This is a genomic window from Actinacidiphila polyblastidii (genome assembly GCF_036353415.1).
GTDB lineage: Bacteria > Actinomycetota > Actinomycetes > Streptomycetales > Streptomycetaceae > Actinacidiphila > Actinacidiphila polyblastidii.
Genome location: NZ_JAZEWV010000001.1, coordinates 459,443 through 486,357, shown reverse-complemented (window position 1 = coordinate 486,357; position 26,915 = coordinate 459,443). Strand labels below are relative to the sequence as shown.

The 26,915-nt window shown below is 73.0% G+C and carries 21 protein-coding genes; 8 read left to right on the top strand and 13 right to left on the bottom strand.

Going from position 1 to position 26,915, the window contains the following annotated elements; all coding sequences use genetic code 11:
* Positions 1-307: 307 nt before the first annotated feature.
* The 4 genes from V2S66_RS01975 (at position 308) to glgB (ending at position 8,266) form a co-directional block, all read left to right on the top strand.
* The gene (locus tag V2S66_RS01975) at positions 308-2,293 is read left to right on the top strand and encodes an alpha-1,4-glucan--maltose-1-phosphate maltosyltransferase (protein ID WP_330792615.1); all 1,986 of its coding nucleotides are present in this window, start codon (positions 308-310) and stop codon (positions 2,291-2,293) included.
* Positions 2,290-3,990 carry a maltose alpha-D-glucosyltransferase gene (gene treS, locus V2S66_RS01970; protein WP_330792614.1) on the top strand — a complete coding sequence of 567 codons (1,701 nt, stop codon included), beginning with the start codon at positions 2,290-2,292 and terminating at the stop codon, positions 3,988-3,990. The genes V2S66_RS01975 and treS overlap by 4 nt, the downstream gene beginning before the upstream one ends.
* 285 nt (positions 3,991-4,275) lie before the next feature.
* A complete protein-coding gene (locus V2S66_RS01965) occupies positions 4,276-5,727 on the top strand; it encodes a maltokinase N-terminal cap-like domain-containing protein (RefSeq protein ID WP_413966258.1) in 1,452 nt (483 codons plus the stop codon).
* An 85-nt stretch (positions 5,728-5,812) separates the two neighbouring features.
* Positions 5,813-8,266, top strand: a complete 2,454-nt coding sequence (gene glgB, locus V2S66_RS01960; RefSeq protein ID WP_330792613.1) for a 1,4-alpha-glucan branching enzyme — start codon at positions 5,813-5,815, stop codon at positions 8,264-8,266.
* Between the two features lie 77 nt (positions 8,267-8,343).
* On the opposite strand, the gene V2S66_RS01955 is transcribed toward glgB, so the two are convergent.
* The gene (locus tag V2S66_RS01955; protein WP_330792612.1) at positions 8,344-9,369 is read right to left on the bottom strand and encodes an ATP-dependent 6-phosphofructokinase; all 1,026 of its coding nucleotides are present in this window, start codon (positions 9,367-9,369) and stop codon (positions 8,344-8,346) included.
* A 28-nt stretch (positions 9,370-9,397) separates the two neighbouring features.
* Positions 9,398-10,396 (bottom strand): 2-hydroxyacid dehydrogenase, encoded by a 999-nt coding sequence (locus tag V2S66_RS01950; RefSeq protein ID WP_330792611.1) that lies wholly within the window; start codon positions 10,394-10,396, stop codon positions 9,398-9,400.
* Positions 10,397-10,620: 224 nt separating this feature from the next.
* Between V2S66_RS01950 and pta the strand changes: the two genes are divergently transcribed.
* The 3 genes from pta (at position 10,621) to pyk (ending at position 15,386) form a co-directional block, all read left to right on the top strand.
* On the top strand, positions 10,621-12,705 hold the full coding sequence (pta, locus tag V2S66_RS01945; protein WP_330792610.1) for a phosphate acetyltransferase: 2,085 nt from the start codon (positions 10,621-10,623) through the stop codon (positions 12,703-12,705).
* Positions 12,702-13,895, top strand: coding sequence for an acetate/propionate family kinase (locus tag V2S66_RS01940; protein WP_330792609.1), 1,194 nt, complete (start codon positions 12,702-12,704; stop codon positions 13,893-13,895). The genes pta and V2S66_RS01940 overlap by 4 nt, the downstream gene beginning before the upstream one ends.
* Before the next feature lie 63 nt (positions 13,896-13,958).
* Positions 13,959-15,386 carry a pyruvate kinase gene (gene pyk / locus V2S66_RS01935; protein WP_330792608.1) on the top strand — a complete coding sequence of 476 codons (1,428 nt, stop codon included), beginning with the start codon at positions 13,959-13,961 and terminating at the stop codon, positions 15,384-15,386.
* 163 nt (positions 15,387-15,549) lie between these two features.
* Here pyk and V2S66_RS01930 read toward each other — a convergent pair whose 3' ends face one another.
* The 4 genes from V2S66_RS01930 to V2S66_RS01915 all read right to left on the bottom strand — a co-directional run bounded on the left by V2S66_RS01930 (position 15,550) and on the right by V2S66_RS01915 (position 19,872).
* On the bottom strand, positions 15,550-16,905 hold the full coding sequence (locus tag V2S66_RS01930; RefSeq protein WP_330792607.1) for a hypothetical protein: 1,356 nt from the start codon (positions 16,903-16,905) through the stop codon (positions 15,550-15,552).
* On the bottom strand, positions 16,895-17,467 hold the full coding sequence (locus tag V2S66_RS01925) for a DUF6114 domain-containing protein (protein WP_330792606.1): 573 nt from the start codon (positions 17,465-17,467) through the stop codon (positions 16,895-16,897). The genes V2S66_RS01930 and V2S66_RS01925 overlap by 11 nt, the downstream gene beginning before the upstream one ends.
* A 93-nt stretch (positions 17,468-17,560) precedes the next feature.
* The gene (locus V2S66_RS01920) at positions 17,561-18,205 is read right to left on the bottom strand and encodes a DUF6230 family protein (protein ID WP_330792605.1); all 645 of its coding nucleotides are present in this window, start codon (positions 18,203-18,205) and stop codon (positions 17,561-17,563) included.
* A gap of 695 nt (positions 18,206-18,900) precedes the next feature.
* A complete protein-coding gene (locus V2S66_RS01915) occupies positions 18,901-19,872 on the bottom strand; it encodes a tetratricopeptide repeat protein (protein WP_330792604.1) in 972 nt (323 codons plus the stop codon).
* Positions 19,873-20,122: 250 nt separating this feature from the next.
* Between V2S66_RS01915 and V2S66_RS01910 the strand changes: the two genes are divergently transcribed.
* Complete coding sequence (locus tag V2S66_RS01910; RefSeq protein ID WP_330792603.1) at positions 20,123-20,737, top strand: TetR/AcrR family transcriptional regulator; 615 nt, start codon at positions 20,123-20,125, stop codon at positions 20,735-20,737.
* A 78-nt stretch (positions 20,738-20,815) separates the two neighbouring features.
* Here the strand turns inward: V2S66_RS01910 and V2S66_RS01905 are convergent, their stop codons facing one another.
* The 7 genes from V2S66_RS01905 to V2S66_RS01875 form a co-directional block, all read right to left on the bottom strand.
* Positions 20,816-20,983, bottom strand: a complete 168-nt coding sequence (locus V2S66_RS01905) for a DUF397 domain-containing protein (RefSeq protein WP_330792602.1) — start codon at positions 20,981-20,983, stop codon at positions 20,816-20,818.
* Positions 20,984-21,091: 108 nt separating this feature from the next.
* Positions 21,092-22,792 (bottom strand): acyl-CoA mutase large subunit family protein, encoded by a 1,701-nt coding sequence (locus tag V2S66_RS01900; RefSeq protein WP_330792601.1) that lies wholly within the window; start codon positions 22,790-22,792, stop codon positions 21,092-21,094.
* A 132-nt stretch (positions 22,793-22,924) separates the two neighbouring features.
* On the bottom strand, positions 22,925-23,266 hold the full coding sequence (locus tag V2S66_RS01895) for a DUF3817 domain-containing protein (protein ID WP_330792600.1): 342 nt from the start codon (positions 23,264-23,266) through the stop codon (positions 22,925-22,927).
* 92 nt (positions 23,267-23,358) lie between these two features.
* A complete protein-coding gene (locus V2S66_RS01890) occupies positions 23,359-23,868 on the bottom strand; it encodes a MarR family winged helix-turn-helix transcriptional regulator (protein WP_330792599.1) in 510 nt (169 codons plus the stop codon).
* A gap of 46 nt (positions 23,869-23,914) precedes the next feature.
* The gene (locus V2S66_RS01885; RefSeq protein WP_330792598.1) at positions 23,915-25,162 is read right to left on the bottom strand and encodes a L,D-transpeptidase; all 1,248 of its coding nucleotides are present in this window, start codon (positions 25,160-25,162) and stop codon (positions 23,915-23,917) included.
* A gap of 125 nt (positions 25,163-25,287) precedes the next feature.
* Positions 25,288-26,211 (bottom strand): hypothetical protein, encoded by a 924-nt coding sequence (locus V2S66_RS01880; RefSeq protein WP_330792597.1) that lies wholly within the window; start codon positions 26,209-26,211, stop codon positions 25,288-25,290.
* Positions 26,204-26,842 carry a SigE family RNA polymerase sigma factor gene (locus tag V2S66_RS01875; protein ID WP_330792596.1) on the bottom strand — a complete coding sequence of 213 codons (639 nt, stop codon included), beginning with the start codon at positions 26,840-26,842 and terminating at the stop codon, positions 26,204-26,206. The genes V2S66_RS01880 and V2S66_RS01875 overlap by 8 nt, the downstream gene beginning before the upstream one ends.
* Between the last annotated feature and the right edge of the window lie 73 nt (positions 26,843-26,915).

The following is a 26,915-nucleotide window of genomic DNA, read 5'->3' as shown; positions in this document are numbered from 1 at the left end:
TGGGGGCGCACTGAGGTGGCGCCCGGGTGCGCTACCGAAACGCCGTCAGGTCGTGCGTTCGTGCGGGGAAGGCTGGGCAGGCTCCGCAGTGTCCGGTTCCCGGCGTCGTGCGGGACGTCGCACGAGGACGTGCGAGGTGCGGCGCGCCGCGGGGCAGCCACCCGGGTGAACGCGTTACGGCGGGGCCGTGCGGGCGGGCCGCTACCGCCAAGAACAGTTAAAAAGAGCGTGGAGCCGTGTCCCGAGTCCCGAGTGTCCAGTGCGGATGTGTGTCCCGTCCCGATGTGCCGAGCTGCCAGGTGAGGAAATGATCGGTCGAATTCCCGTCGTCGATGTCCGTCCGGTGGTGGACTGCGGACGCCGGCCGGCCAAGGCCGTCGTCGGTGAGTCCTTCGAGGTGACGGCCACCGTGTTCCGGGAGGGACACGACGCGGTCGCCGCGAACGTGGTGCTGCGCGATCCCACCGGCCGCAGCGGCCCGTGGACCCCGATGCGCGAGCTGGCGCCGGGCAGCGACCGGTGGGGCGCGCGGGTGGCGCCGACCTCCGAGGGCCGCTGGACGTACACGGTGGAGGCGTGGTCGGACCCGGTGGCGACCTGGCGGCACACCGCCGGCATCAAGATCCCGGCGGGCATCGACACCGAGCTGGTGCTGGCCGAGGGCGCCGCGCTGTACGAACGGGCCGCCGCCGCGGTGCCGAAGAACGACGGCCGGCAGACCGTGCTGGCCGCCGTCGACGCGCTGCGCGACGAGAAGCGGCCCGCCTCGGCGCGGCACGCCGCGGCGCTCTCCGCCGACGTGGTGGCGGTGCTCGACCGGCATCCGCTGCGCGAGCTGGTCAGCGCGGTGCGGCCGATGCCGTTGCAGGTGGAGCGGCAGCGGGCGCTGTACGGCTCCTGGTACGAGCTGTTCCCGCGGTCGGAGGGCGCGGTCCGCGCCGAGGACGGCACGCTGACCTCGGGCACCTTCCGCACGGCGGCCGAGCGGCTGCCCGCGGTGGCCGCGATGGGCTTCGACGTGGTGTACCTGCCGCCGGTGCACCCGATCGGCTCCGCCTACCGCAAGGGGCCGAACAACTCGCTGGAGGCCGGCCCCGCGGACGTCGGCTCGCCGTGGGCGATCGGCTCGCCCGAGGGCGGGCACGACGCGCTCCACCCGGACCTGGGCACCCTGGAGGACTTCGACCACTTCGTGGCCAGGGCGCGGGAGCTGCGGATCGAGGTGGCGCTCGACTTCGCGCTGCAGTGCTCGCCCGACCACCCGTGGGTGGCCAAGCACCCGGAGTGGTTCGCGCACCGGGCCGACGGGACCATCGCGTACGCGGAGAACCCGCCGAAGAAGTACCAGGACATCTACCCGATCGCCTTCGACCAGGACTTCCCCGGGATCGTCCGGGAGACGCTGCGGGTGCTGCGGCACTGGATGGCGCACGGGGTGCGGATCTTCCGGGTGGACAACCCGCACACCAAGCCGGTGGTGTTCTGGGAGAAGGTGATCGCGGACATCAACCGCACCGATCCCGACGTGATCTTCCTCGCCGAGGCGTTCACCCGCCCGGCGATGATGAGCACCCTCGGGCAGATCGGCTTCCAGCAGTCGTACACCTACTTCACCTGGCGTACCGGGAAGACCGAACTCATCGACTACATGGAGGAGTTGAGTGGGAGCACCGCGGCGTGGATGCGGCCGAACTTCTTCGTCAACACGCCGGACATCCTGCACGCATACCTCCAGCACGGCGGCCGTCCCGCCTTCGAGACCCGGGCTGTGCTGGCCGCCACCCTCTCGCCGAGCTGGGGCGTCTACGCCGGCTTCGAGCTGTGCGAGGCCGCTCCCGCGCACCAGGGCAGCGAGGAGTACCTGAACTCCGAGAAGTACGAGCTCCGGCCGCGCGACTGGGCGTCGGCCGAGGCGGCGGGGCACTCCCTGGCCCCGCTGATCACCCTGCTCAACCGGTTGCGCCGCCGCCATCCGGCACTGCAGCAGCTTCGGGACATCACCTTCCACCCCGTGGACAACGACGCCCTGCTCGCGTACTCCAAGCGGCACGGGGACGACGTCGTACTGGTGGTCGTCAACCTGGACCCGTTCCACACCCAGGAGGCGACGCTCTCGTTGAACATGCCGGAACTCGGCCTCTCCTGGCACGAGTCGTTTCCGGTACGCGACGAGCTGACCGGCCATACCTACCACTGGGGCAGGGACAACTATGTGCGCCTCGAGCCGGGCCGCGCGCCCGCGCACGTCCTGTCGCTGCGACCGTCTCCATCGATCGGAGGGTCACTCAGTTGATCGTCAACGAACCCGTCCCTGACACCTTCGAGGACACACCGGCAAAGGACCGTGATCCCGACTGGTTCAAACGGGCGGTGTTCTACGAAGTCCTCGTCCGTTCCTTCCAGGACAGCAACGGCGACGGCGTCGGCGACCTGAAGGGGATCACCGCCAAACTCGACTACCTGCAGTGGCTGGGCATCGACTGCCTGTGGCTGCCGCCGTTCTTCGCCTCGCCGCTGCGCGACGGCGGCTACGACGTGGCCGACTACACCGCGGTGCTCCCGGAGTTCGGCGACCTCGCCGACTTCGTCGAGTTCGTGGACGCCGCACACCAGCGCGGCATGCGCGTGATCATCGACTTCGTCATGAACCACACCAGCGACCAGCACGAGTGGTTCCAGCAGTCCCGCAGCGACCCCACCGGCCCCTACGGCGACTACTACACCTGGGCGGACGACGACAAGCAGTTCCCCGACGCCCGCATCATCTTCGTGGACACCGAGACGTCCAACTGGACGTTCGACCCGGTCCGCAAGCAGTACTACTGGCACCGGTTCTTCTCCCACCAGCCCGACCTGAACTACGAGAACCCGCAGGTGCAGGAGGAGATCCTGGCCGCGCTGCGGTTCTGGCTCGACCTCGGCATCGACGGCTTCCGGCTGGACGCGGTGCCGTACCTCTACCAGGAGGAGGGCACCAACTGCGAGAACCTGCCGCGTACCCACACGTTCCTGCAGCGGGTCCGGGCGGAGATCGACGCGCACTACCCGGACACCGTGCTGCTGGCCGAGGCGAACCAGTGGCCCGAGGACGTGGTCGACTACTTCGGCCACTTCGAGAAGGGGGGCGACGAGTGCCACATGGCGTTCCACTTCCCGGTGATGCCGCGGATCTTCATGGCGGTGCGGCGCGAGTCGCGCTACCCGGTCTCCGAGGTGCTGGCCAAGACGCCGGCCATCCCGGCGGGCTGCCAGTGGGGCATCTTCCTGCGGAACCACGACGAGCTGACCCTTGAGATGGTCACCGACGAGGAACGCGACTACATGTACGCGGAGTACGCCAAGGACCCGCGGATGCGCGCCAACATCGGCATCCGCCGCCGGCTGGCGCCGCTGCTGGACAACGACCGCAACCAGATCGAGCTGTTCACCGCCCTGCTGCTGTCCCTGCCCGGTTCGCCGATCCTGTACTACGGCGACGAGATCGGCATGGGCGACAACATCTGGCTCGGCGACCGTGACGGCGTGCGCACCCCGATGCAGTGGACGCCGGACCGCAACGCGGGCTTCTCCTCGTCCGACCCCGGCCGGCTCTTCCTGCCGACGATCATGGACCCGGTGTACGGCTACCAGGTCACCAACGTCGAGGCGCAGATGAGCTCCCCCAGCTCGCTGCTGCACTGGACCCGCCGGATGATCGAGATCCGCAAGCAGAACCGTGCCTTCGGCACCGGCTCCTTCACCGAGCTGCCGTCGAGCAACCCCGCGGTGCTCGCCTTCCTCCGCGAGGACGGCGACGACCTGGTGCTGTGCGTGAACAACTTCTCCCGGTTCGCCCAGCCCACGGAGCTGGACCTGCGGCAGTTCAAGGGCCGCCATCCGGTGGAACTGATCGGCGGGGTGCGGTTCCCGGCGATCGGCCAGCTGCCGTACCTGCTCACTCTGGCGGGTCACGGCTTCTACTGGTTCCGGCTGCGCCGCGATCCCTCCTGAGGCCGGGGGGCCGGAACCGCCATCCGGCCCCCGAGGCGGTGTCCGGCGTGCCGCCGGACACGCCCGGCGCACCCGGGCCAAGGCACCCGCCGACATGCGGGCATGACGCTCCTTTGGCAGTATCCAGAAGTACCCTCCGCAGCAGCCCGTACGGCGGTTTCCTGTCACCCGCCCGGGGCAGGCTCCCCGTGTCGCCGGACAGCCCGAACCCGCCATCCGGGAGGCTGGCGCTCCCCGCCCCTCGTGTAGCGGCCGGGTGCGCGACTCCCCCGGGGAAAGGACGCCATGTCGGACAGCTCCTGGACCCGTGTCCCCCCGTCCCCGCCCAGTTCCTCCCCTGCCACCGCCTCCCCCGTCACGGCCGCGCCCGCGGCCGGCGGCCGGATGCTGGTGCCGGGGCTGCTGCGCTCGCTCGATCCGCTGCTGCGCGGATGGCTGCCACGGCAGCGCTGGTTCGCCGGCAAGGGCCTGCCCATCGGCCGGTTCCGGCTGGCCTCGGCCACCGAGCTGGTGCCGCCGGGCGGCCGGCTCGGCCCGCTGGGCCTGCTGCACGTGCTGGTGGAGGTCGAGCAGCAGGACCGCGCCGCGGACTGCTACCAACTGCTGCTGGGCGCCCATCCGCTGCTGCCGCCCGCGCTGGTGCGCGCCGCGCTCGGCCAGGCGGTCGGCGGCCCCTACGACGGGCTGACGCTCTACGACGCGCCGCACGACCCGCGGCTGGCCTCGCTGCTGCTGGAGCGGCTGCGGGTGCCGGGACGCACCGGGCGGCTGCGCTTCACCACCGAGCCGAGCGCGCAGTTCCCGCCCGGCCTGACCCCGCGGGTGTCCACCGCGGAGCAGTCCAACACCTCCGTGGTGTACGGGGACGCGTACATCCTCAAGCTCTTCCGCCGGGTCTCCCCCGGCGCCAACCCCGACCTGGAGCTGTCGCTCGCGCTGGCCAGGGCCGGGTCGCGGCGGGTGGCCGAGCCGGTCGCCTGGTTCGAGGCGGAGGGCCTCGGCGAGCCGGCCACGCTGGGCGTGCTGCAGCGGTTCCTGCCGGGCTCGACCGACGGCTGGGCGCTGGCGCTGGCGTCGGTCTCCGAGGACGGCGACTTCCGGTCCGAGGCGGCCGCGCTGGGCCGGGCCACCGCCGAGGTGCACGCCGCGCTGGCCGCGGCGCTGCCGGTGCGGCGGCTGGACGGCCGCGCGCTGGAGGACCTCGCCGCCGGCATGATCCAGCGGCTGGACGAGACCGCCGCGGAGGTCCCCGCGGTGCGGCCGTACGCGGGAGCGCTGCGGTCCGCCTACGAGGACCTGGCCACGGCGGGCGCGGGCCGCGGCGCGGCCGCCTCGGTGACCGCCCAGCGCATCCACGGCGACCTGCACCTGGGGCAGGCGCTGCGCGGGCCGGACGGCGAGTGGGTGCTGATCGACTTCGAGGGCGAGCCGGCCAGGCCGCTGGCCGAGCGGCGCGCGCCCGCGCCGCCGGTGCAGGATGTGGCGGGGATGCTGCGGTCCTTCGACTACGCGGCCCACCACAGCGGCAACGGCCCCTGGGCAGCGCGGCACCGCGACGCCTACTGTGCGGGCTACGCGCAGGTGGCGGGCGTCGATCCGCGGGAACAGGCGGTGATGATACGGGCCTTCGAGACCGACAAGGCGGTGTACGAGGCCCGGTACGAGGCCCGGCACCGCCCCGCCTGGCTGCCGATCCCGCTGTCCGCGCTGTCCCGCCTGGCCACCTCGGCCCCCTGACCGCAGGGCCCCCCTCCCGACGACGCCCGCCCCACCCGCCGACGCCCGCCCGCCCACCCGTCCGATCCGACGAGGAGACCCTGCCGTGAGCCCCCGCAAGTCCGACAGCCCGCAGGACCGTCCGAGCCCTCCTGCGCCCCCGGCGGCCTCCACCGGCGTCACCCCCGAAGCGGCGGCCCGCGGCTACGACGCGGCAACCCCGCACCCCGGGGCCTCGGGCACGGCGCCCCGGCCCGCGCCGGCGCCCGCGTCGGCCGCGGCGCCCACCGCCTCCACCACCCCCGCGCGGCCGGCGGCGCCCGCCGCACCGGCGGCGCCCGCGACGCCCGGCGAGGCGGCCGGGGCCGCCGCGCCCGCGTCCTCGCTGGACGACGGCGACCGGTGGCGGCTGCTGAACGGCGCGCACCACGACCCGCACGGTGTGCTGGGCGCGCACCCGGAGGCGGGCGGCGTGCGGTTCCGGGCGCTGCGGCCGTTCGCGCGGGGCGTCGAGGTCGTCCTCGACGGCGGGCGGCACCCCCTGGCGCCGGAGGGAGACGGGCTGTTCTCCGCGCTGCTGCCGCTGGACGCGGTGCCGGCGCGGTACGGGCTGGCGGTGGCGTACGACGACGGCGAGCACCTGGTGGAGGACCCGTACCGGTTCCTGCCCGCGCTCGGCGAGCTGGACCTGCACCTGATCGCGGAGGGCCGGCACGAGCAGCTGTGGAAGGCGCTCGGCGCCCAGCCGATGGAGCACGCCGGGGTGGCCGGCACCCGCTTCGCGGTGTGGGCGCCGAACGCCCGCGGGGTGCGGCTGGCCGCCGACTTCGCCTTCTGGGACGGCACCGCCTTTCCGATGCGCTCGCTCGGCGCGTCCGGGGTGTGGGAGCTGTTCGTGCCGGGGGTGGGCGAGGGCACCGCCTACAAGTTCGAGATCACCCGCCCCGACGGGTCCCGCTCGATGCGGGCCGACCCGATGGCGCGGGCCGCCGAGGTGCCGCCGCACACCGCCTCGATCGTCACCGCGTCGCACTACACGTGGGACGACGCCGAGTGGATGGCGCACCGGGCGGACACGCCGGTGCACCGGGCGCCGCTGTCGGTGTACGAGGTGCACCTGGCGTCCTGGCGGCCGGGCCTGGACTACCGCGAGCTGGCCGAGCAGCTGCCCGCCTACGTCCAGCAACTGGGCTTCACGCACGTGGAGTTGATGCCGGTCGCCGAGCACCCCTTCGGCGGCTCCTGGGGCTACCAGGTCACCTCCTACTACGCTCCGACCTCCCGGCTGGGGTCGCCCGACGACTTCCGGTACCTGGTGGACGCGCTGCACCGGGCCGGCATCGGCGTGATCATGGACTGGGTGCCCGCGCACTTCCCCAAGGACGACTGGGCGCTGGCGCGGTTCGACGGCGAGCCGCTGTACGAGCCGGCCGACCCGCGGCGGGCCGAGCACCCGGACTGGGGCACGCTGGAGTTCGACTTCGGCAGGACCGAGGTGCGCAACTTCCTGGTGGCCAACGCGGTGTACTGGTGCGAGGAGTTCCACATCGACGGGCTGCGGGTCGACGCGGTCGCCTCGATGCTCTACCTCGACTACTCCCGCGAGGGCGGCGAGTGGCTGCCGAACGAGTACGGCGGCCGGGAGAACCTGGACGCGGTGGCCTTCCTCCAGGAGATGAACGCCACCGTCTACCGGCGCTCCCCCGGCGTGATCACCATCGCCGAGGAGTCCACCGCCTGGGACGGCGTCACCCGCGCCACCCACGACGTCGGCCACACCGGCTTCGGCGGCCTCGGCTTCGGCCTGAAGTGGAACATGGGCTGGATGCACGACTCGCTGGCCTACATGTCGCACGAGCCGGTGCACCGCAAGTACCACCACGACGAGATGACCTTCTCGATGGTGTACGCGTACAGCGAGAACTACGTGCTGCCGATCTCGCACGACGAGGTGGTGCACGGCAAGGGCTCGCTGGTCTCCAAGATGCCCGGCGACTGGTGGCAGCAGCGCGCCAACCACCGCGCGTACCTGGCCTTCATGTGGGCCCACCCGGGCAAGAAGCTGCTGTTCATGGGGCAGGAGTTCGCGCAGGGCGCCGAGTGGTCGCACGAGGGCGGTCCCGACTGGTGGCTGCTGGACGAGACGTACGCGGCGGCCGGCGACCACCGCGGGGTCCGGGACCTGGTCCGGGACCTGAACGCGGTCTACACCGCGACGCCCGCGCTGTGGCAGCGCGACACCGACCCGGCGGGCTTCGAGTGGATCGACGGCGGCGCGGCCGAGGACAACACCTTCTCCTTCCTGCGCCACGACACCGAGGGCCGGCCGCTGCTGTGCGTCAGCAACCTGTCCCCGGTGGTCCGGCAGGACTACCGGCTCGGCTCGCCGGACGCGGTGTGGACGCAGGTCCTCAACACCGACGAGACCCGCTACGGCGGCAGCGGCGTGCTCGTCGACGGCCCGGTCAAGAGCGAGCCGGTGCCCTGGCACGGCCGCCCGCACACCCTGACGCTGACCCTGCCGCCGCTGGCGACGCTCTGGCTGCGCCCGCTGACCTGACCCGGCCGCGGTGACCGGCCGCGGTGACCGGCCGGGGACGGCCGGCGGGAACGCGCCCTGAGGGTGCCCGCCGGCCGTCAGAAGACCGACTCGGCCTCCTCGATCCGGTCGTCGGGGACCGTCTTGAGGTGGGTGACCGCGTCGGCGAGCGGGACCATGCTGATCCGGGTGCCGTGCAGCGCGGCCATGTGGCCGAAGGCGCCCTTGTGCGCGGCCTCGACGGCGTGCCAGCCGAAGCGGGTGGCCAGGACCCGGTCGTAGGCGGTGGGGACGCCGCCGCGCTGGACGTGGCCGAGGATGACCGGGCGGGCCTCCTTGCCGAGCCGCACCTCCAGCTCGCGGGCGAGGGTGGTGCCGATGCCGGTGAACCGCTCGTGGCCGTACTTGTCGATCTCGCCGACGCCGTACTCCATGGTGTCCCTGGCCGGGTGCGCGCCCTCGGCGACGCACACCACCGCGAACTTCTTCCCGCGGGCGAAGCGTTCGCCGACCATGGCGACCAGGTCGGCCGGGTCGAAGGGGCGTTCCGGCACGCAGATGCCGTGGGCGCCGCCGGCCATGCCGGCCTCCAGGGCGATCCAGCCGGCGTGCCGGCCCATCACCTCCACCACCATGACCCGCTGGTGGGACTCGGCGGTGGTCTTCAGCCGGTCGATCGCCTCGGTCGCGACCGTCACCGCGGTGTCGAAGCCGAAGGTGCGGTCGGTGCCGTTGATGTCGTTGTCGATGGTCTTGGGCACGCCGACCACCGGCATCCCGGCGTCGGAGAGCATCCGGGCGGCGGTCAGCGTGCCCTCGCCGCCGATCGGGATCAGCACGTCGATGCCGTACTGCGCGCACAGGTCCTCGGCGTTGTCCGCGGCCTCGCGCAGCCGGTCGCGCTCCAGCCGGGCGGAGCCGAGCACGGTGCCGCCGCGGGCCAGGATGCCGCTGACCGAGTTGAGGTCCAGCGGCCGGAATCGGCCTTCGAGCAGGCCGACGAAGCCGTCCTCGAAGCCGATGACCTCGTCGCCGTGCTCGGTCAGCGCACGGTGGACGACCGACCGGATGACCGCGTTGAGGCCGGGGCAGTCGCCGCCGGCGGTGAGGACTCCGATGCGCATGGGCGGGTGTCTCCAATAAGTGTGCGGTTCACGGCGACTTCGGGACCAGGGTGCACTCCGTGATCCGCCCCGCGAGATAGTCGTCCACATTCCGGACGGTGGCGGCGGCGATCTGCTCGACCGCGTCCACCGTGTAGGACGCCTGGTGCGAGGTGACCAGCACGTCGTCGAAGGCCATCAGCCCGGCGAGGACGTCGTCCGTCATCACCTCGAGCGACTTGTCGTAGAAGAAGACCCCGGCCTCCTCCTCGTACACGTCCAGGCCGACCCCGCCGAGCCGCCCCTCGCGCAGCGCGGCGGTCAGGGCGGAGGAGTCGATCAGCGCACCCCGGCTGGTGTTGACGAGGATGACGTCCTCCTTCATCTCGGCCAGCCGCCGCTCGCCCACCAGGTGGTGCGTGGAGGGCATCAGCGGCACGTGCAGGCTGATCAGGTCGGCCTCGCGGCAGAGCCTGTCCAGCTCGACGTACTCCATGCCGAGTTCCTCGCACCCGGGGTTGACGGTGATGTCCCAGCCGAGCAGCCGCATGCCGAAACCGCGGGCGACGGCGGCAAAGGCGGTGCCGATCCGGCCGGTGCCGATCACCCCGACGGTGCGGCCGTGGAAGTCCCGGCCGAGCAGCCCGTCCAGCCGCCGGTCGAAGTCGCGGGTGCGCCGGGCGCCCCGTACCACCCGGCGGTTGAGCGCGGTCGCCAGCGTCCAGGCGAACTCGGCCACCGCGTACGGGGAGTAGGCGGCGACCCGGGCCACGGTCAGGCCGAGCCGCTCGGCGTGGTCGAGGTCGATGTTGTTGTAGCCGGTGGAGCGCTGGGCGATCAGCCGGGTGCCGCCGCGCACCAGCGCCTCCAGCGCGGGCGCGTCCAGCACCGCGTCGACCGAGGTCGAGACCGCCTCGTAGCCGGCCGCCAGCGGCAGCGTGTCGCGGGTCAGGAAGGTCTCCAGGCAGCGGATGTCGTGGCGCGGGGTGAAAGCCCGCTCCAGCAGGGGCCGCTCGTCGCGCTGCACTCCGGTCGCGAGGATCTCCACCGCACCGCCCTCCTTGTCGCTGTTGTCACCCTACGTGCACTGTGCGGCGATCCCCGGCAGCCCGCACCCGGGGCCCGCCGCGCCGGGCCCGCAGGGCCGGCCGGGGGCACGGCCGCGCGCGCCGGCTGCGGGCGTCGGCGGGCGTCGCCGCGGGCGGCGCGTTAGCGTCGTGGGTGCGTACGGCCGTACGCGAGCGGTGGGGCGCGACGAAACGGAGTCCAGGGGTGACGCGCAGCGTCTATGTCACGGGGATCGGCCGCGGGGACGGCCGCCAGGTCGTCGAGCTGGGGGTGATGGAGCTGCTGACCCGGCAGGTGGACCGGGTCGGGATCTACCGGCCGCTGGTGCACGACACGCCGGACCGCATCTTCGAGCTGCTGCGCGCCCGCTACCGGCTCCCGCAGGACCCCGCGACGGTCTTCGGGATGGGGTACGAGGAGGCCGCCGCGCTCCAGGCCGAGGAGGGCCAGGGCGCGCTGACCGCCCGCCTGGTGGAGGGCTACCTGCGGGTCGCCGAGGAGTACGAGACGGTGCTGATCCTCGGCTCCGACTTCGCCGGCACCAACCTGCCGGCCGAGCTGGGCGTCAACGCCCGGCTGGCGAACGAGTGCGGCGCCTCGGTGATCGCGGTGATCGGCGGCCGCGACCAGGGCGCGGACTCGGTGGTCGCCGAGGTGCGCAACGCCCACCACGCCTACACCAACCTCGGCTGCGACGTGATCGCGCTGGTCGCCAACCGGGTGGCGGCGGCCCAGGTGGAGAGCGCCGCCGGGCAGCTGCGCCGCACCCTGGAGGTGCCGGTGTACGTGCTGCCGGACGAACCGGCGCTCTCCGCGCCGACGGTCCGCCAGATCGTGGAGACGCTGGGTGCCGAGGTGCTGCTGGGCGACGACGCGGGGCTGTCGCGGGACGCGATGGACTTCGTCTTCGGCGGCGCGATGCTGCCGACCTTCCTGTCGAAGATGACCCCGGGCTGCGTGGTGGTCACCCCGGGCGACCGGGCCGACCTGATCATCGGCGCGCTGGCGGCGCACTCCGCCGGGTCACCGCCGATCGCCGGGGTGCTGCTGACGCTGGACGAGCGGCCGGGCCCCGACATCCTCAGGCTCGCCGCGCGGCTCGCGCCCGGCACCCCGGTGCTCGCGGTCGCCGCCGGCTCCTTCCCGACCGCCGCCGAACTCGCCGGACTGGACGGCAAGCTCGGCGCGGGCACGCCGCGCAAGGCGGAGACCGCCCTCGGCCTCTTCGAGACGCACGTGGACACCGCCGAGCTGACCGGCCGGCTGTCGGTGGCCCGCTCCGAGCGCGTCACGCCGATGATGTTCGAGCACGCGCTGCTGGAGCGGGCCCGCGCCCGCAAGCGGCGGATCGTGCTGCCGGAGGGCACCGAGGAGCGCATCCTGCGCGCCGCGGAGGTGCTGCTGCGCCGCGGCGTGTGCGATCTGACGCTGCTCGGCGAGGAGGACGCGGTCCGCCGGAAGGCCGGCGACCTCGGCATCACCCTCGACGACCCGGGCCTGGCGGTCGTCGACCCGCAGACCTCGCCGCTGCGGGAGCGCTTCGCGACGCTGTACGCGCAGCTGCGGGCGCACAAGGGCGTGTCGTACGAGCTGGCCTACGACGTGGTCGCCGACGTGTCGTACTTCGGCACGCTGATGGTCCAGGAGGGGCTGGCCGACGGCATGGTGTCGGGCGCGGTGCACTCCACCGCGGCGACCATCCGCCCGGCCTTCGAGATCATCAAGACCCGCCCGGACGCGGCGATCGTCTCGTCGGTGTTCTTCATGTGCCTGGCCGACAAGGTGCTGGTGTACGGCGACTGCGCGGTCAACCCGGACCCGGACGCCGGGCAGCTCGCGGACATCGCCATTCAGGCGGCGGCCACCGCGGCCCGGTTCGACGTGCACCCCAGGGTGGCGATGCTGTCGTACTCCACCGGCACGTCGGGCAGCGGCGCGGACGTCGACAAGGTGCGGACGGCCACCGACCTGGTCCGCGAACTGCGCCCCGACCTGCTGGTGGAGGGGCCGATCCAGTACGACGCGGCGGTCGCGCCGTCGGTGGCGGCGACGAAGATGCCGGGCTCCGAGGTGGCGGGGCAGGCCACGGTGCTGGTCTTCCCCGACCTGAACACCGGCAACAACACCTACAAGGCGGTGCAGCGGTCGGCCGGCGCGGTCGCCGTCGGCCCGGTGCTCCAGGGGCTGCGCAAGCCGGTCAACGACCTGTCGCGCGGCGCGCTGGTGCAGGACATCGTGAACACGGTCGCCATCACGGCGATCCAGGCGCAGGGGGAGGACGGCGCATGAGCGGGCGGCAGGACGACGGGCGCGCGGACGGCGGCGGCGAGCAGCACGGGACCCGGGTGCTCGTGCTGAACTCCGGCTCGTCGTCGGTGAAGTACCAGCTCGTGGAGATGGCCGACGAGAGCCGGCCGGCCGCCGGCGTGGTCGAGCGGATCGGCGAGCGGGGCGGCGTCGCCGACCACGCGCAGGCGCTGCGCACGGTCGCCGAGCGGCTGGACGCCGAGGGCCTGGGGCTGGACTCGCCGCGGCTGGCGGCGGTCGGCCACCGGGTGGTGCACGGCGGCACCCGCTTCACCGAGCCGACCCTGATCACCGACGAGGTGCTCGCCGAGATCCGCGCCCTGGTGCCGCTCGCGCCGCTGCACAACCCGGCGAACATCACCGGCATCGAGGTGGCCCGCCGGCTGCGCCCGGACCTGCCGCAGGTCGCGGTCTTCGACACCGCCTTCCACGCCACCATCCCGGAGGCCGCCGCCCGCTACGCCATCGACGCGGCGACCGCCGAGCGGTACGGCATCCGGCGCTACGGCTTCCACGGCACCTCGCACGCCTACGTCTCGCAGGCCACCGCCGCGCTGCTCGGCCGGGACCCGGCGGACGTGAACGTGATCGTGCTGCACCTGGGCAACGGCGCCTCGGCCTCCGCGGTGCGCGGCGGCGTGTGCGTGGACACCTCGATGGGCCTGACCCCGCTGGAGGGCCTGGTGATGGGCACCCGCTCCGGCGACGTCGACCCCGGTGTGGTCTTCCACCTGGCGCGGGTCGCCGGGATGGGCACCGACGACATCGACACCCTGCTGAACAAGAAGTCGGGCCTGCTGGGCCTGTGCGGCGCCAACGACATGCGGGAGATCGGCCGCCGGATGGCCGAGGGCGACGCGGACGCCCGGCTGGCCTTCGACGTGTACGTGCACCGGCTGCGCCGCTACGTGGGCGCGTTCACCGCGGTGCTGGGGCGGGTGGACGCGGTCGCGTTCACCGCCGGGGTCGGGGAGAACTCCGCGGCCGTCCGGGAGGCCGCCATGAGCGGGCTCCAGGGGCTCGGCATCACGCTGGACTCGGTGGCCAACGCGGTCCGCGCGCCGGGGGCCCGGCTGGTCTCGGCGCCGTCCTCGCGGGTCGCGGTGGCGGTGGTCCCCACCGACGAGGAGCTGGCCATCGCACGCGATACTTACGCCTTGGCGAGAGGTTGACCGTCCCGCAGCCACGAAGCCCAGGATTATTCCGGAGCGGAACAAACCGATAGGATAGCGCCCATGCGCCGAGCCAAGATCGTCTGCACGTTGGGTCCCGCCGTCGACTCCTACGACCAGCTCAAGACGCTGGTCGAAGCCGGCATGAACGTCGCCCGGCTGAACTTCAGCCATGGCAGCCACGCCGAGCACGAGGCCCGCTTCCAGCGGGTCCGCAAGGTGGCCGAGGAGACCGGCCGGGCGGTCGGCGTGCTCGCCGACCTCCAGGGGCCGAAGATCCGCCTGGCCAAGTTCGCCGACGGACCGGTGGAGCTGGTGGCGGGCGACGAGTTCACCATCACCACCGAGGACCTGCCCGGCGACCGGTCGATCTGCGGCACGACGTACAAGGGCCTGCCCGGCGACGTCTCCCAGGGCGACCCGATCCTGATCAACGACGGCAACGTGGCGCTGCGCGTCATCGAGGTCGAGGGTCCGAGGGTCCGCACGCTGGTCGTCGAGGGCGGCGTGATCTCCGACCACAAGGGCATCAACCTGCCCGGCGCCTCGGTGAACGTGCCGGCGCTCTCCGAGAAGGACATCGACGACCTGCGGTTCGCGCTGCGGATCGGCGTCGACATGGTCGCGCTGTCCTTCGTGCGCGACGCCAAGGACGTCCGCGACGTGCACCGCGTGATGGACGAGGAGGGCCGCCGCGTCCCGGTCATCGCCAAGGTGGAGAAGCCGCAGGCGGTGCACAACATGGAGGACGTCGTGGCGGCGTTCGACGCGGTGATGGTGGCCCGCGGCGACCTCGCCGTGGAGTACCCGCTGGAGCAGGTGCCGGTGGTCCAGAAGCGGCTGGTCGAGATGTGCCGCCGCAACGCCAAGCCGGTGATCGTGGCGACCCAGATGATGGAGTCGATGATCACCAACTCCCGCCCCACCCGCGCCGAGGCCTCCGACGTGGCTAACGCGATCCTGGACGGCGCGGACGCGGTGATGCTCTCCGCGGAGTCCTCGGTCGGCAAGTACCCGATCGAGACGGTCAAGACGATGTCCCGGATCGTCGAGGCCGCCGAGGAGGAGCTGCTGCGCCGCGGCCTGCAGCCGCTGGCGCCCGGCAAGAAGCCGCGCACCCAGGGCGGCGCGGTGGCCCGCGCCGCGGCCGAGCTGGCCGACTTCCTGGACGCCAGGACGCTGGTGGCCTTCACCCAGTCGGGCGACACCGCCCGCCGGCTCGCCCGCTACCGGGTGCCCGCGCCGGTGCTGGCCTTCACCACCGACCCCGCGACCCGCAACCAGCTCGCGCTGACCTGGGGCGTGGAGTGCTTCGTGGTCGAGCACGTCGACAACACCGACGCCATGGTGGGGCTGGTCGACCGCGAGATGCTCAAGCTCTCGGAGTACGCCAAGGGCGACACGGTGATCATCACCGCCGGCTCGCCGCCCGGCGTCCCCGGCAGCACCAACCTGGTGCGCGTCCACCACCTGGGCGACGTCACCGCCTGACCGGCACCGGTTCCGGCGCCGGCACCGGTACGCGCCGCCCGCACGGCGGCCCGCACTCCGGACCGCGCCCGGCCCGCGCCCCTCGAACGCACCGAGGCCGCGTGGCCCGCACCCCTGTGGGAGGGGGTACGGGCCACGCGGCCTCGCTGCTGTGCCGGTGCCGCTAGGACTGGCCGGGCAGCACCTGCATGCCGGGGACGTGCAGGTCGCCGCCGAACTGCGCGGCCTGCACCACCGTGACGTCGGTGAAGAACAGCTCCGGCAGGGTGAGCGGCGGCGGCGCCTTCGGCGTGAAGGTGATCGGGATCAGGCCGAGCAGGTTGCCGCTGAGCGACTCGGTGTACATCGTCACCGTGCCGTTGCGGATCGTCGAGGTGGAGCCGGCCCGGGCCTTGACCCAGGTGTGTCCGCCCTGCGGCTGGTCGACGATCTGCCACAGGTCGGCGATGTCGACGCCGGTGGCGGTGAACTTCAGCACGTCCTTGACCTGGCCGCTCCAGGTCCGCACCTGCACGATGCCGGCGTAGTCCAGGCCGTGCAGGGACAGCTTGGAGCTCTTCAGCGTCCACGAGTCGTCCGGCAGCAGCGGTATGCCCGTCTCCGTGTCGGCGGCGGCGAGCGCCTTCGCGTCGTACGTGGGACAGGGGTAGGACTGCGAGCCGTCCGTGGGCGTCGAGGCGCCTGTGGCGGTCGGGGCGGGCACTGCCTTGTCCGCGGTGTCCGTCAGGCCCTTCACGGCGCCCTTGGCGGTGTCGGCGGCCGTCTTGCCGGGGTCCTTGGCCGGCGATCCGGTCGAGGACTTCCCGCTGCCGCCGGAGGTGGCCCCCGACGTGCCGCCCGAGCCCGGCGTCTGACTGGCCGTCGGGGTCGGCTTGGGCGCGGTCGTGGTCGGCGCGGGCGTCGGCGTCTGGGTGGTCGGCGCCGGCGCCGGCGTGGAGCCGCCGCCGGTCAGTCCGCCCAGCAGGCCGCCGAGCAAGTCGCCCACGCCCAGCGGGTCGAGCGGGTTGGTCGACTTCGTCGGGCTCGGGGTCGGGGTCGGCGTCGGACTGGGCGAGGCCGACGGCGTGCTCTTGGGCGCCGACTGGGTCCTGGGCAGGATCTTGGTGATCGGGTCGGTGACCGACGACGGCGTGGTCGCGGACGGGCCGGGCGTCGGGGTGGCCCCGGCGCCCTTGTCCTGGCCGGCGGAGCCGGTCGCGCTCGGGCTGGTGGTCGGCGTGGGCGTGGCCTTCGCCTTGTCCGTGCCCGCCACCGGGTCCTTCGCGGTGTCGGACCGGGTGACACACGGGCCCGGCTTGAAGGGGCTGCTCTTGGGCATGTCGTCGGCCTGCGCCAGGTGCGGCGTGAAGCCCATGCCCATCAGCACCGCGGTGGGCATCGCGGCGAGCGCGACGGCCTTCCCCGCCGGTACGTGCAGCTTGGTCAGCAGCGACTTGCGCGGGGCGGCGTGGCGCGGCCCCGCGGGCACGCCGTCACGGGACCCGGCGGTGCCGGTCTGCTGAGCTTCGTCACCCAGCACGGTGCCTCCCGTTCTCCTCGGTGGTCTCTTCGTCGGTGAGCGTTCCCGCGTGCACCGGCTCGGGCTGCGCGTAGGGGTCGGCCGGCTGCGCGTAGGGATCGCCCGGCTGGGCCGGGAACGCGGGCGCCTCCGTCTGCTCCGCGCCCTGCGCGGGCTCGGCGGCCGGCGGGGCGCCGGGCGCCCAGGAGACCGAGAGCGCGCCGCCGATGAGGGCGAGCAGGAAGCCGATCAGGAAGCCGCCGAAGTTGGAGATCACCAGCGACACCAGCGCGAGCAGGATCGCGGCGACGCCGGCGAACACCCGTACCGCGCTCTGGAACCACATGGTCAGACCGAGCACGAACAGCAGCACGCCGATGATCAGCGAGCCGGAGCCCGCGGTGGTGGCCATCCGCACGGTCAGCTGGCCGAGCGTGAGGTTCGCGTACGGGAAGTACGCGATCGGCACGCCCGCGAGCAGGGTCATCAGCCCCGCCCAGAACGGGCGCTGCCACCGCCAGTGGCGGAAGGCCAGCCGGATGTAGCGGGCGCGGGCACTCAGTCCTGTCGACTCGGCGCTCATAGAAAACAGCTCCCTGGACTGCACGGTGGAGAAGGGCCGTGACCCGGGCGAGCCGCATCCCGCGCGGCTCGCCCGAGGTCACTCAGGCGGTGCTCAGTAGCACTCGACCCCGGCGCCCGAGCCCTTGTGCAGGCGCAGGCTGAGACCGGCGAGCTTGAAGGTGCCCGCGCTGGTCGCCCAGGCGGTCTGCTTCACGTCGGTCAGATCGGCTTCGCGGGCCTCCTGCGCGAAGGACGCGGCACCGCCGTGCTCGGTGTCCTTCGCGACCTGGCTCTCGACCGTCGCGTAGTTCGGGTTGGTGGCGCCTGCGGCGACACCGATGTTGATGTCCTTGAACGTCGCGTCGGCGTCGAGCTGGTCGAGGTCGATGTAGAGGTTCTTGGCCTCGACCTGCTTGCCGTTGTTGCCCGCGGTGAGCTTCAGCGTCACGTCGCCGACGAACGGCGCGGGGACGACCACCGACTGGCACAGGCCGGTGATGGTGGCGTCCGTGAACGCCGAGACCGCGACGGCCTGCGGGCCCTTCCCGCTGGGCACGACGACGTTGCCGTACTGGACGAACCCATGACCGTTGAGCGTGTCCGCGGTGACCTTGAACTGCTGTCCCGACACGCTGAACGACGCGGCGAGGGCACCCTGGGCCAACGCCACGCCTATCGCGGCGGTGGCCGCGACACTCGGCACCATGACGACGGCGAACCGCCTCCATCTGGTACCGCCACGAACGAGCGACTCCATATTTCCTCCTTCTCGGACGTACATCTCCGGCCGGGTTCGTTCGGGAGCCCGGACTGGGATGGGAGAAGTGCTACGTCCTCGGGAAGGAGAGCGCCGCCGATCGGCGGCCGTCGCTCCCACGGGGGGAACTCCCTGGGGGAGTGCGGACGGCTGCGTCCGAATCTTCGGCGATCACCCCCGAGCGACAACCACTGGCCACGCTCTCGCGCAACCTGCGGGACAGGCTCCGTACCGGTTCCATCCGCCGGACGGAGACCCCCCTGTCCCGGGGCGTCGGCCGTGGCCGCGCACCCCTGCCCGGCGGGGACCCGCGACCGTGGCGCCGACTGGCTGCCGGGCTGTGGCTACGGACCGAGCTTGGCCGATCGTGGTCCATTCCCGCTCGGTGCACAAGGGGTTCGTTACTAGCGAGTAACGGAAGTGTGCCGCACACATGATCGCCACGCGGAGTAATGTGACGCTGCGTAGTCGACGCGCGGGTGGGTAAAAGGGACACAAAGGGTGATGGCCCGACAAAGCCGGGCGGGCCACCTACCAGAAGTAACAGCGGCCGCACACTGTCACGGTTTGATAAAGTGCGGCCGCTTGTCGCTAAATCTCTGAGTAACCCGCGTCGCGGCGAAGCCGCTCGGGGACGCAGGCGGACGCTCGCCCTCCGCCTGCCCCACGGCACCGGCGCGCCGGTCGAACTGGTGTCAGAAAAGCACCCTGGCCAGGGCGGTCCGCGCGGCGGCCACCCGCGGGTCGTCCGGGCCGATCACCTCGAACAGCTCCAGCAGCCGCAGTCGCGCCGCGTCCCGGTCCTCGCCCGCGGAGCGCCGCACCAGGTCCACCAGACGCCCGAACGCGTCCTCGACATGACCGCCCACCAGATCCAGGTCGGCAGCGGAGAGTTGTGCCTGTACGTCACCGGGTGCGTTCGCGGCGGCCTGCCGGACGGCCTGCGGATCGGCGTCCTCGACCCGGCGCAGCAGCTCGGCCTGGGCGAGTCCGAGCTTGGCCTCGACATTGGCCGGCTCGTCGGCCAGCACGTTCTTGTACGCCTGGATCGCGCCGCCCAGATCACCGGCGTCCAGCGCCTCGTGGGCCGCTGAGAGCGCGAGTTCCTGCGGCGTGGCCGGGCGCGGCGGGGCGGCGGCCTGCGGCGCGGCCGCACCGGGCGCGACCTCGGCGCCGACGATGCCGAAGCGCTCCTCGGCGACCGCGATCAGCTGGTCGAGCACCTCGGTGATCTGGTCCTCGGGGGCCGCGCCCTGGAAGAGCGGCATCGCCTGGCCGGCCAGCACCGCGAAGACGGCGGGCACTCCCTGGACGCCGAACTGCTGGAAGAGCATCTGGTTGGCGTAGACCTCGGCGGTCGCCAGCACGAAGCGGCCGCGGTACTCGGCCGCCAGGCGCTCCAGGGTGGCGTTGAGCTGCTTGCTCTGCTCGGCTTGGTCGGCCCAGAAGCTGATGACGACCGGGACCTCGGCGGAACGCTGCAAGATGTCGCTCTCGAAGGTCGCCTCGGTCACCTCGACGACCAGGGAGCCGGCGTCGGTCCCGGCGTCCGGGCCCTCCTCCTGCCGCTGCGCCCTGGCCTGCTCGGCCTTGGCCTTGGCCTCGCCGGCCGCCTTCACCGCGGCGAGGTCGACGACACCGCTCATGGACATGTTCCGTGGCTGCATGAGGCCAATCCTCCCCCCTCGTGGAGCAAAGCGTGAACAGACCCGGGATCCCCGCCGGTTTGCGGGCCCCGGGGGTGGTGCACTGGCGTGCGGATCCCCATCCGCGTGTGGTCGTCGCGGGTGTCGCCGTGGTGCCGCTACGATTTCCGCTACGAACCGTAGCGTAACTGCGGGGGCGCCCGCGGCGGCGCCCCTCCGGTGTGAAACGGATCACTCGCCCAGCTACCTACCGGCCGGTAAGGTCCGCCCTATGTGCCCCCTCCCCTCCCCCAAACGCGCCGGGCGCCCGCGAAGTGCCGAGGCGGACGAGGCGATCCTCGACGCCACCCGGGCCGCGCTGGCCGAACTGGGCTGGAGCGGGCTCACCCTGGGCGACGTCGCGGCGCGCGCGGGCGTGGCCAAGACGACCCTGTACCGCCGCTGGCCCGGCAAGAACGAACTGGTGGTGGACGCGGTCGCGGCGCTCTTCGAGGAGCAGCTCGACCTGCCCGACCGCGGCGGCCTGGAGGCCGACATCCAGGGCGTGGTGCTGCGGTTCGCGGAGCTGATCAGCCGGCCGGAGACGAAGACCGCGCTGATGGCGGTGGTCGCCGAGGCGACCCACGACGACGCGCTGCGGCTGCGGATCCGCGCGGCGATCGTGGACCGGCAGAAGCATCTGGTGCTGCTCGGCCGGGAGCGGGCCAGGGAGCGCGGCGAGCTGCCGCCGGACGACGGCGGCGGGCCGGAGCGCGACGACCTGATCTTCGACGTGATCGCGGGGGCGGTGGTGCACCGGGTGATGGTCAGCTCGGAGCCGGTGGACCCGCCGTGGGCGCGCCGTCTCGCCCGGCTGCTGGTGGGCGGCCTCGCCGGCCTGTACTGAGGCGCACGGGCCGCGGGCGCGGCGGCCGTCCCTCACCGCCCCCGTACGTCCGGACTCCGTACGGGGACGGCGTGCGTCTCAGGCCTCGGCCTCGACGCCTGCCACGAAATGGTCGAACTCCCCCGCCTTGACGCCCTTCACGAACGCCTCCCATTTGGCGGGACTGGTGACGGCGACCACCTCCGGATGCTCTGTCTCACGGATGTAGATCATCCCGTCGTCGCCGACGGTCGCTTCGAGAGACACTGTTCCTTCCTCGTTCCTTCCTCGCATGACCGGTTGGGTCCGTACGAGGGTACGAGGCTACGAGGTCGGCGTCCTGGGCCGATCGGTCCGCGGCGGCCGCCGTCCGGGTCAGAACCTGGCCGGCTCGGTGTACGTCCCCCACTCCTCGCGCAGCACGCCGCAGATCTCGCCGAGGGTGGCCTCGGCGCGGACCGCGTCCAGCATCGGCGCGATCATGTTGCCGCCGTCGCGGGCGGCGGCGAGCATCGCGTCCAGCGCGGACCGCACCGCCGCGTCGTCCCTGGCGGCCTTGCGGGCGGCCAGCGCCCGTACCTGCTCGCGCTCCACCTCGTGGCTGACCCGCAGGATCTCCAGGTCGCCGGTGACCGAGCCGGTGTTGCGGTTGACGCCGACCACGCCCTTCTCGCCCTTCTCCAGCGCCCGCTGGTAGCGGAACGCGGACTCGGCGATCTCGCCGGTGAAGTAGCCGTCCTCGATGCCGCGCAGGATGCCCGAGGTGATCGGGCCGATCGCGTGCTCGCCGCTGGGCACGGCCTTGGCGCCCAGCTGCCTGATCCGGTCGAAGATCTTCTCCGCGTCCTGCTCGATCCGGTCGGTGAGCGCCTCCACGTACCACGAACCGCCCAGCGGGTCCGCGACGTTGGCGACGCCGGTCTCCTCCATCAGGACCTGCTGGGTGCGCAGCGCGATCTCCGCGGCCTGCTCGCTGGGCAGCGCCAGCGTCTCGTCCAGGGCGTTGGTGTGCAGCGAGTTGGTGCCGCCGAGCACCGCGGACAGCGCCTCGACCGCGGTGCGCACGACGTTGTTGTACGGCTGCTGCGCGGTCAGCGACACCCCGGCGGTCTGGGTATGGAAGCGGAGCCACTGCGCCTTGTCGGAGGCCGCGCCGTACACGTCCCGCATCCAGCGGGCCCAGATCCGGCGCGCGGCGCGGAACTTGGCGATCTCCTCGAAGAAGTCCAGGTGCGCGTCGAAGAAGAAGGACAGGCCGGGCGCGAAGGTGTCGACGTCGAGACCGCGGCTCAGCCCCAGCTCGACGTAGCCGAAGCCGTCGGCGAGGGTGTACGCCAGCTCCTGCGCGGCCGTCGCGCCCGCCTCGCGGATGTGGTAGCCGGAGACCGACAGCGGCTTGTACGCCGGGATGCCGGCGGCGCAGTGCTCCATCAGGTCGCCGATCAGCCGCAGGTGCGGAGCGGGCTCGAAGAGCCACTCCTTCTGCGCGATGTACTCCTTGAAGATGTCGGTCTGCAGGGTGCCGTTGAGCACCGCGGGGTCCACGCCCTGGCGCTCGGCGGCGACGAGGTACATGCAGAAGACCGGGACGGCGGGCCCCGAGATGGTCATCGAGGTGGTGACGTCGCCGAGCGGGATGTCCTGGAACAGGACCTCCATGTCGGCGGCGGAGTCGATGGCGACGCCGCAGTGGCCGACCTCGCCGAGCGAGCGCGGGTCGTCGGAGTCGCGGCCCATCAGGGTCGGCATGTCGAAGGCGACGGACAGCCCGCCGCCGCCGGCCTCCAGGATCATCTTGTAGCGCTCGTTCGTCTGCTCGGCGTTGCCGAACCCGGCGAACTGCCGGATGGTCCAGGTGCGCCCCCGGTAGCCGGTGGCGTGCAGACCGCGGGTGAACGGGTACTCCCCCGGCCAGCCGATCCGCTCGAAGCCGGGCACGTCCGCGCCGGGCGGCGGACCGTAGACCGGGTCGACCGGGTCCCCGGAGAGCGTGCTGAAGTCGGCGTCGCGCCTGCGCGCCGAGTCGTAGCGTGCCTGCCAGCGCTGGCGGCCTGTCTCGATGCCATGGGCGTCCATGCCGGCAAATTTACTTGGACGTCCTAGTATCTGTCGATGGGAGAGGGGCTCACCGGGTGGTGAGCCCAGTCTCACAGGGTCCGCCCACCCGGTCCGTCCCCCCGGGTCCGGCAGGCGCCGGGCGGCGGCGGATCAGACCTTGACCGGCTCGGGCTTCTCCGCGCCGACCACCTTGGGGCCCAGCTCACGGGTGACGCGGCGCTCGACGAAGAAGGCGGCGGTCGGCACGGTGCCCGCGAGCAGCACCCAGGCCATCCGGCCGATCGGCCACTTCGCCTTGGAGCACAGGTCGAACGCGAAGACCAGGTAGACGACGTAGAGCCAGCCGTGGGCGAAGCCGACGGCCGTGGTGAAGGTGCCCGCGCCGTTGATGTCGAGCACGTACTTGGCGATGACACCGAGGGTGAGAGCGATCAGCAGCACACCCGTCACGTAGGCCATCACCCGATAGCGGGTCAGCACGCTGGATTTCATGCAAGCAGCGTAACCGGTGCGATGTCGGCGCCCGCCCCGGGCGGGGTCCCGGGCCGCGGCCGGCCCCGGGTCTGTCCGCGGCCAGTGCGCGGTCAGCCCTCGTCGAAGTCGCCCGCGGCTATCCGCAGCGGCCTGAGCAGGGCGAAGATCTCCGCGCACTCCTCGGCGTCGTAGACGCCCAGGCCGAAGTCCATGGCCATCAGGTCGCGGGTGGCGGCCTCGACGATCTCGCGGCCGCGGCCGGTGATGGAGGCGAGCGTGCCGCGGCCGTCGTGGGGGTTGGGGCGCTTGCCGACCAGGCCGGAGGCGACCAGCCGGTCGACGGTGTTGGTGACGGACGTCGGGTGCACCATGAGCCGCTCGCCGATCTTCGACATCGGCAGCTCGCCCGCCTTGGAGAAGGTGAGCAGCACCAGCGCCTCGTACCGGGCGAAGGTCAGGCCGTACGGCTTGACGACCGCGTCGACCTGCCCGAGCAGGATCTGCTGGGCGCGCATGATCGAGGTGATGGCGCTCATCGAGGGGACTCCGCCCCAGTGCCGCTCCCACAGCTCGTCGGCGCGGGCGATGGGGTCGAAGGGCAGGCTCAGGGGCTTCGGCACGGCGTCGAGCCTACCCGTCGGTCACATACCGGGCACAGCCGTCTCGTCAACTGAGAGCGCTCAGCGCGCGCCACTGGTCCGCCGTGAGGTTCCAGTCGCCGTAGCCGTTGCCCGCCTGGACGGTGGCGCGGGTGGAGCCGGTGGCGACCACGACGTCGCCGGGGACCGCCCGGCCGAAGAACCACGTGGCGTCCGCCGTGCTCATGCCGATGCAGCCGTGGCTGCCGTTGGCGCGCCCCATCAGGGCGTCGTTCCACGGCGCGGCGTGCACGAAGGTGCCCGAGGTGGTGAGCCGCACCGCGTACCTGACGTCCTCGTCGTAGAAGTCCGAGGAGTCCTTCGAGGTCGCGATGTCCACCGACGCGGAGGTCATCCGGACGGTGGACTGCTTGGCGAGCACCACCATGGCGCCGTTCCAGGTGGGGTAGTCCGGGCGGCCGCCGGACATCGGGAGGGTCCGCACCGTCCTGCCGTTCTCGGTGACCCGCAGGGTGTGCGTCCGCAGGTTCGCGTACGAGATCCGGGCGGTGCCGATGGTGAAGGCGTCGTGGATGTCGCGGCGCAGATACCGGTGCCCGCCGGTGTCGACGCCGCTGAGCCGGGCGGTGAGCGTGACCCTGGTGCCGGGCTTCCAGTACGCGTCCGGCCGCCAGTCCACCCGCTGGACGCCGGTGAGCGGGTCGGTCAGCCAGCCCCAGCCGCCGTGCACGGCCGGGCTGGTGGTGACGGTGAGCGCCTTCTCGACGGCGGCCCTGCCCGCAGGGCCGACCGGTGTGTCGAAGGCGAGCGACACCGGCAGGCCGACGCCCGCCACCGCGTGGTTGAGCGGGGTGACGCTGACGCCGTTGACCTTGCCGGCCGGCGCGGTGCGGAAGGTGCGGGCGGTCTGCGTGCGCCGTCCCGCCGGGTCCTGCGCGGTCACCCGGACGGTGTACGCGGTGCCGGGGGTCATCGTGCGGTCGGAGGTCCAGGTGTGCCGGTCCGGGTCGAGGGCGCCGGTCACCGCGACGGGCGTGACGCCGTCGGCGGCCGTGCCGTCCGGCGTGACGGTGACGGCGCCGAGGGTGCCGCCGTCGACGGCGACCCGCACCGGGCCGCCGGGGTCGACGGGCCCGGCGCCGGCCGCCGGCGTGACGGTGATCCGGGCGCCGGCCGCGGTGCTCGCGGCGGGCGCCCCGCCCGGGCCGGCCGAGGCGGCGCCACCGCCGCCGTGACCGCCGCAGGCGGAGGCGCCGCACACGACGGCGAGCAGCAGGGCGGAGAGGGTGAGGGCGCGCGGGGCGCGCGCGGGCATGCGGGAGCTGCGTATCCGGTACACGGTGTCCTGGTCCTTGTCGGCCGAGGTGACGAGTGAGAGGTGAGGGGAGGGTCCGGGAGCGAGGGGTGAGGGTGAGGGGTGGCGCGGGCGGAGGGCCCTGGTCAGCAGCCGGCGGAGCCGCTCGTCGCGCCGCTCCCCCAGTGCGCCGGGCTGGACGCGCCGGACCCGCTGCCGGCCGCCGGCCTGTCCCGTACGGCGGCGGGGGAGCCGCTCGGGTCGGCCTGCCGGTCGCCCGGCGACCGCGCGGCCTGCGGCGCGAGCCCCGTCAGCGAGGTGTCGATGCAGGCCCACACCGGGGCGGAGTAGGCGCCCGCCGTGTCCTTGCCGCGGTCGGGGACCAGCGGGCCCCACACCTGGAGAACGGCGACGAAGCGCCCCCTGTGGTCGAGCCAGACGGTGTTCTGGCTGCCGTCGCTGGAGGTGCTGGAGAGGATGACGGTGGTGTCGCCGTCGTGGACCGGTGGGAAGTGGGCGCACTTGCTGTGGATCATCACGTTGATCATCCCGGCGGCGTGCACCGCGTCCCCGGCGTCCGCGAACTCGTAGAGGTGGTAGTGCGCGACCGAGCCGTCGTCGGCGTGGTAGACCCGTTCCGCCTGCTGGTACGGCACCGCGGGGTCCGGGCTCACCGGGCACCGCTCGGCGAACTTCGCGGCGCCCGTCGCCGGGGAGACGACCTTCCAGGTGCGGCTCGGGTAGGCCGGGAGCGCGGTGCCGGGCAGCAGCGCCGCGTCGAGCGACACCGGCAGGTCGGGCAGCAGGGTGCCGGTGGGCGAGGCGGCGGGCGCGCCCCGGTCCCGGCCCTCGCCGATGCCGGGCAGCAGCTGCCAGCCGCAGACGCCGAGGGCCAGCACGGCGACCGCGCCGGCCGCGACCGCCCGGCGCCGGGCGCGGCGCCGCTCGCCGCGGCGGCGCGCGGCGTCAGGGCCGGCCAGGACCACCAGGGGCTCGGTGGCGCGCGCGAGGTCGGTCAACTGCTCGTCGAGCGGGCGGGACGGCTCGCCGGGGGCGGAGCGGTCAGCCATGGAGGGGCACCTCCTCGATGCGCACCCGCCGGCGGAGGGCGGTGTGGTCGGAACTGCGGTCGCTGCGGGTGTCGCCGGGCCGGTGGCCGCCGGGGCGGGCGGCAGGGCCGGGACCCTGTTCGTCGGGGTCCTCCGGCTCGTCCCGCAGGCAGGCGCCGAGCGCCTTCCTGCCGCGGCTGAGCCGGGTGCGGACCGCGGCGCTCGACACCCCGGTCTCGCGGGCTATCTCCTCCACCGGCAGGTCGAGCAGGTGGTGCATGACCACGGCGGTGCGCTGATCGTCGCCGAGCGCGCGCAGCGCGGCGACCAGCGCGACCCGGTCAGGCGCGAGCGCCGGCGCGTCCTGCGGCGGGCCGTGCCGGAAGTGCGCGCGCATCCGGTTGCGGGCCTTGCGCCAGGTGCTCACCGCGAGCCGCAGCGCGACGGTGCGCACCCACGGCGTCGGGTCGCCCTCCTCGGTCAGCCTGGCCCAGCGCTGCCAGGCCCTGGCGTACGCCTCCTGGACCGCGTCCTCGGCCTCCCCCAGATCGCCGGTGACGGCGTACACCACGGCCACCATCCGCTTGGCGGTGGCCGCGTAGAACTGGTCGAAGTCGGCCGCCGGGCCCGCTCCGTCCGTGCTGTGTCCCATGGATCTCGTCCCTCCCACTGTGTACACGCCTGCCGGTCGCGGGAGGTGACGGGGTGAGCGCGACTTTCTCCAG

What these genes read in the sequence shown, in the direction of transcription:
- V2S66_RS01975 (WP_330792615.1), top strand. Translation starts at nt 308, where the DNA reads ATGATCGGTCGAATTCCCGTCGTCGATGTCCGTCCGGTGGTGGACTGC.
- V2S66_RS01965 (WP_413966258.1), top strand. Translation starts at nt 4,276, where the DNA reads ATGTCGGACAGCTCCTGGACCCGTGTCCCCCCGTCCCCGCCCAGTTCC.
- V2S66_RS01955 (WP_330792612.1), bottom strand. Translation starts at nt 9,369, where the DNA reads ATGCGCATCGGAGTCCTCACCGCCGGCGGCGACTGCCCCGGCCTCAAC.
- V2S66_RS01940 (WP_330792609.1), top strand. Translation starts at nt 12,702, where the DNA reads ATGAGCGGGCGGCAGGACGACGGGCGCGCGGACGGCGGCGGCGAGCAG.
- pyk (WP_330792608.1), top strand. Translation starts at nt 13,959, where the DNA reads ATGCGCCGAGCCAAGATCGTCTGCACGTTGGGTCCCGCCGTCGACTCC.
- V2S66_RS01925 (WP_330792606.1), bottom strand. Translation starts at nt 17,467, where the DNA reads ATGAGCGCCGAGTCGACAGGACTGAGTGCCCGCGCCCGCTACATCCGG.
- V2S66_RS01920 (WP_330792605.1), bottom strand. Translation starts at nt 18,205, where the DNA reads ATGGAGTCGCTCGTTCGTGGCGGTACCAGATGGAGGCGGTTCGCCGTC.
- V2S66_RS01915 (WP_330792604.1), bottom strand. Translation starts at nt 19,872, where the DNA reads ATGCAGCCACGGAACATGTCCATGAGCGGTGTCGTCGACCTCGCCGCG.
- V2S66_RS01910 (WP_330792603.1), top strand. Translation starts at nt 20,123, where the DNA reads ATGTGCCCCCTCCCCTCCCCCAAACGCGCCGGGCGCCCGCGAAGTGCC.
- V2S66_RS01900 (WP_330792601.1), bottom strand. Translation starts at nt 22,792, where the DNA reads ATGGACGCCCATGGCATCGAGACAGGCCGCCAGCGCTGGCAGGCACGC.
- V2S66_RS01895 (WP_330792600.1), bottom strand. Translation starts at nt 23,266, where the DNA reads ATGAAATCCAGCGTGCTGACCCGCTATCGGGTGATGGCCTACGTGACG.
- V2S66_RS01885 (WP_330792598.1), bottom strand. Translation starts at nt 25,162, where the DNA reads ATGCCCGCGCGCGCCCCGCGCGCCCTCACCCTCTCCGCCCTGCTGCTC.
- V2S66_RS01880 (WP_330792597.1), bottom strand. Translation starts at nt 26,211, where the DNA reads ATGGCTGACCGCTCCGCCCCCGGCGAGCCGTCCCGCCCGCTCGACGAG.
- V2S66_RS01875 (WP_330792596.1), bottom strand. Translation starts at nt 26,842, where the DNA reads ATGGGACACAGCACGGACGGAGCGGGCCCGGCGGCCGACTTCGACCAG.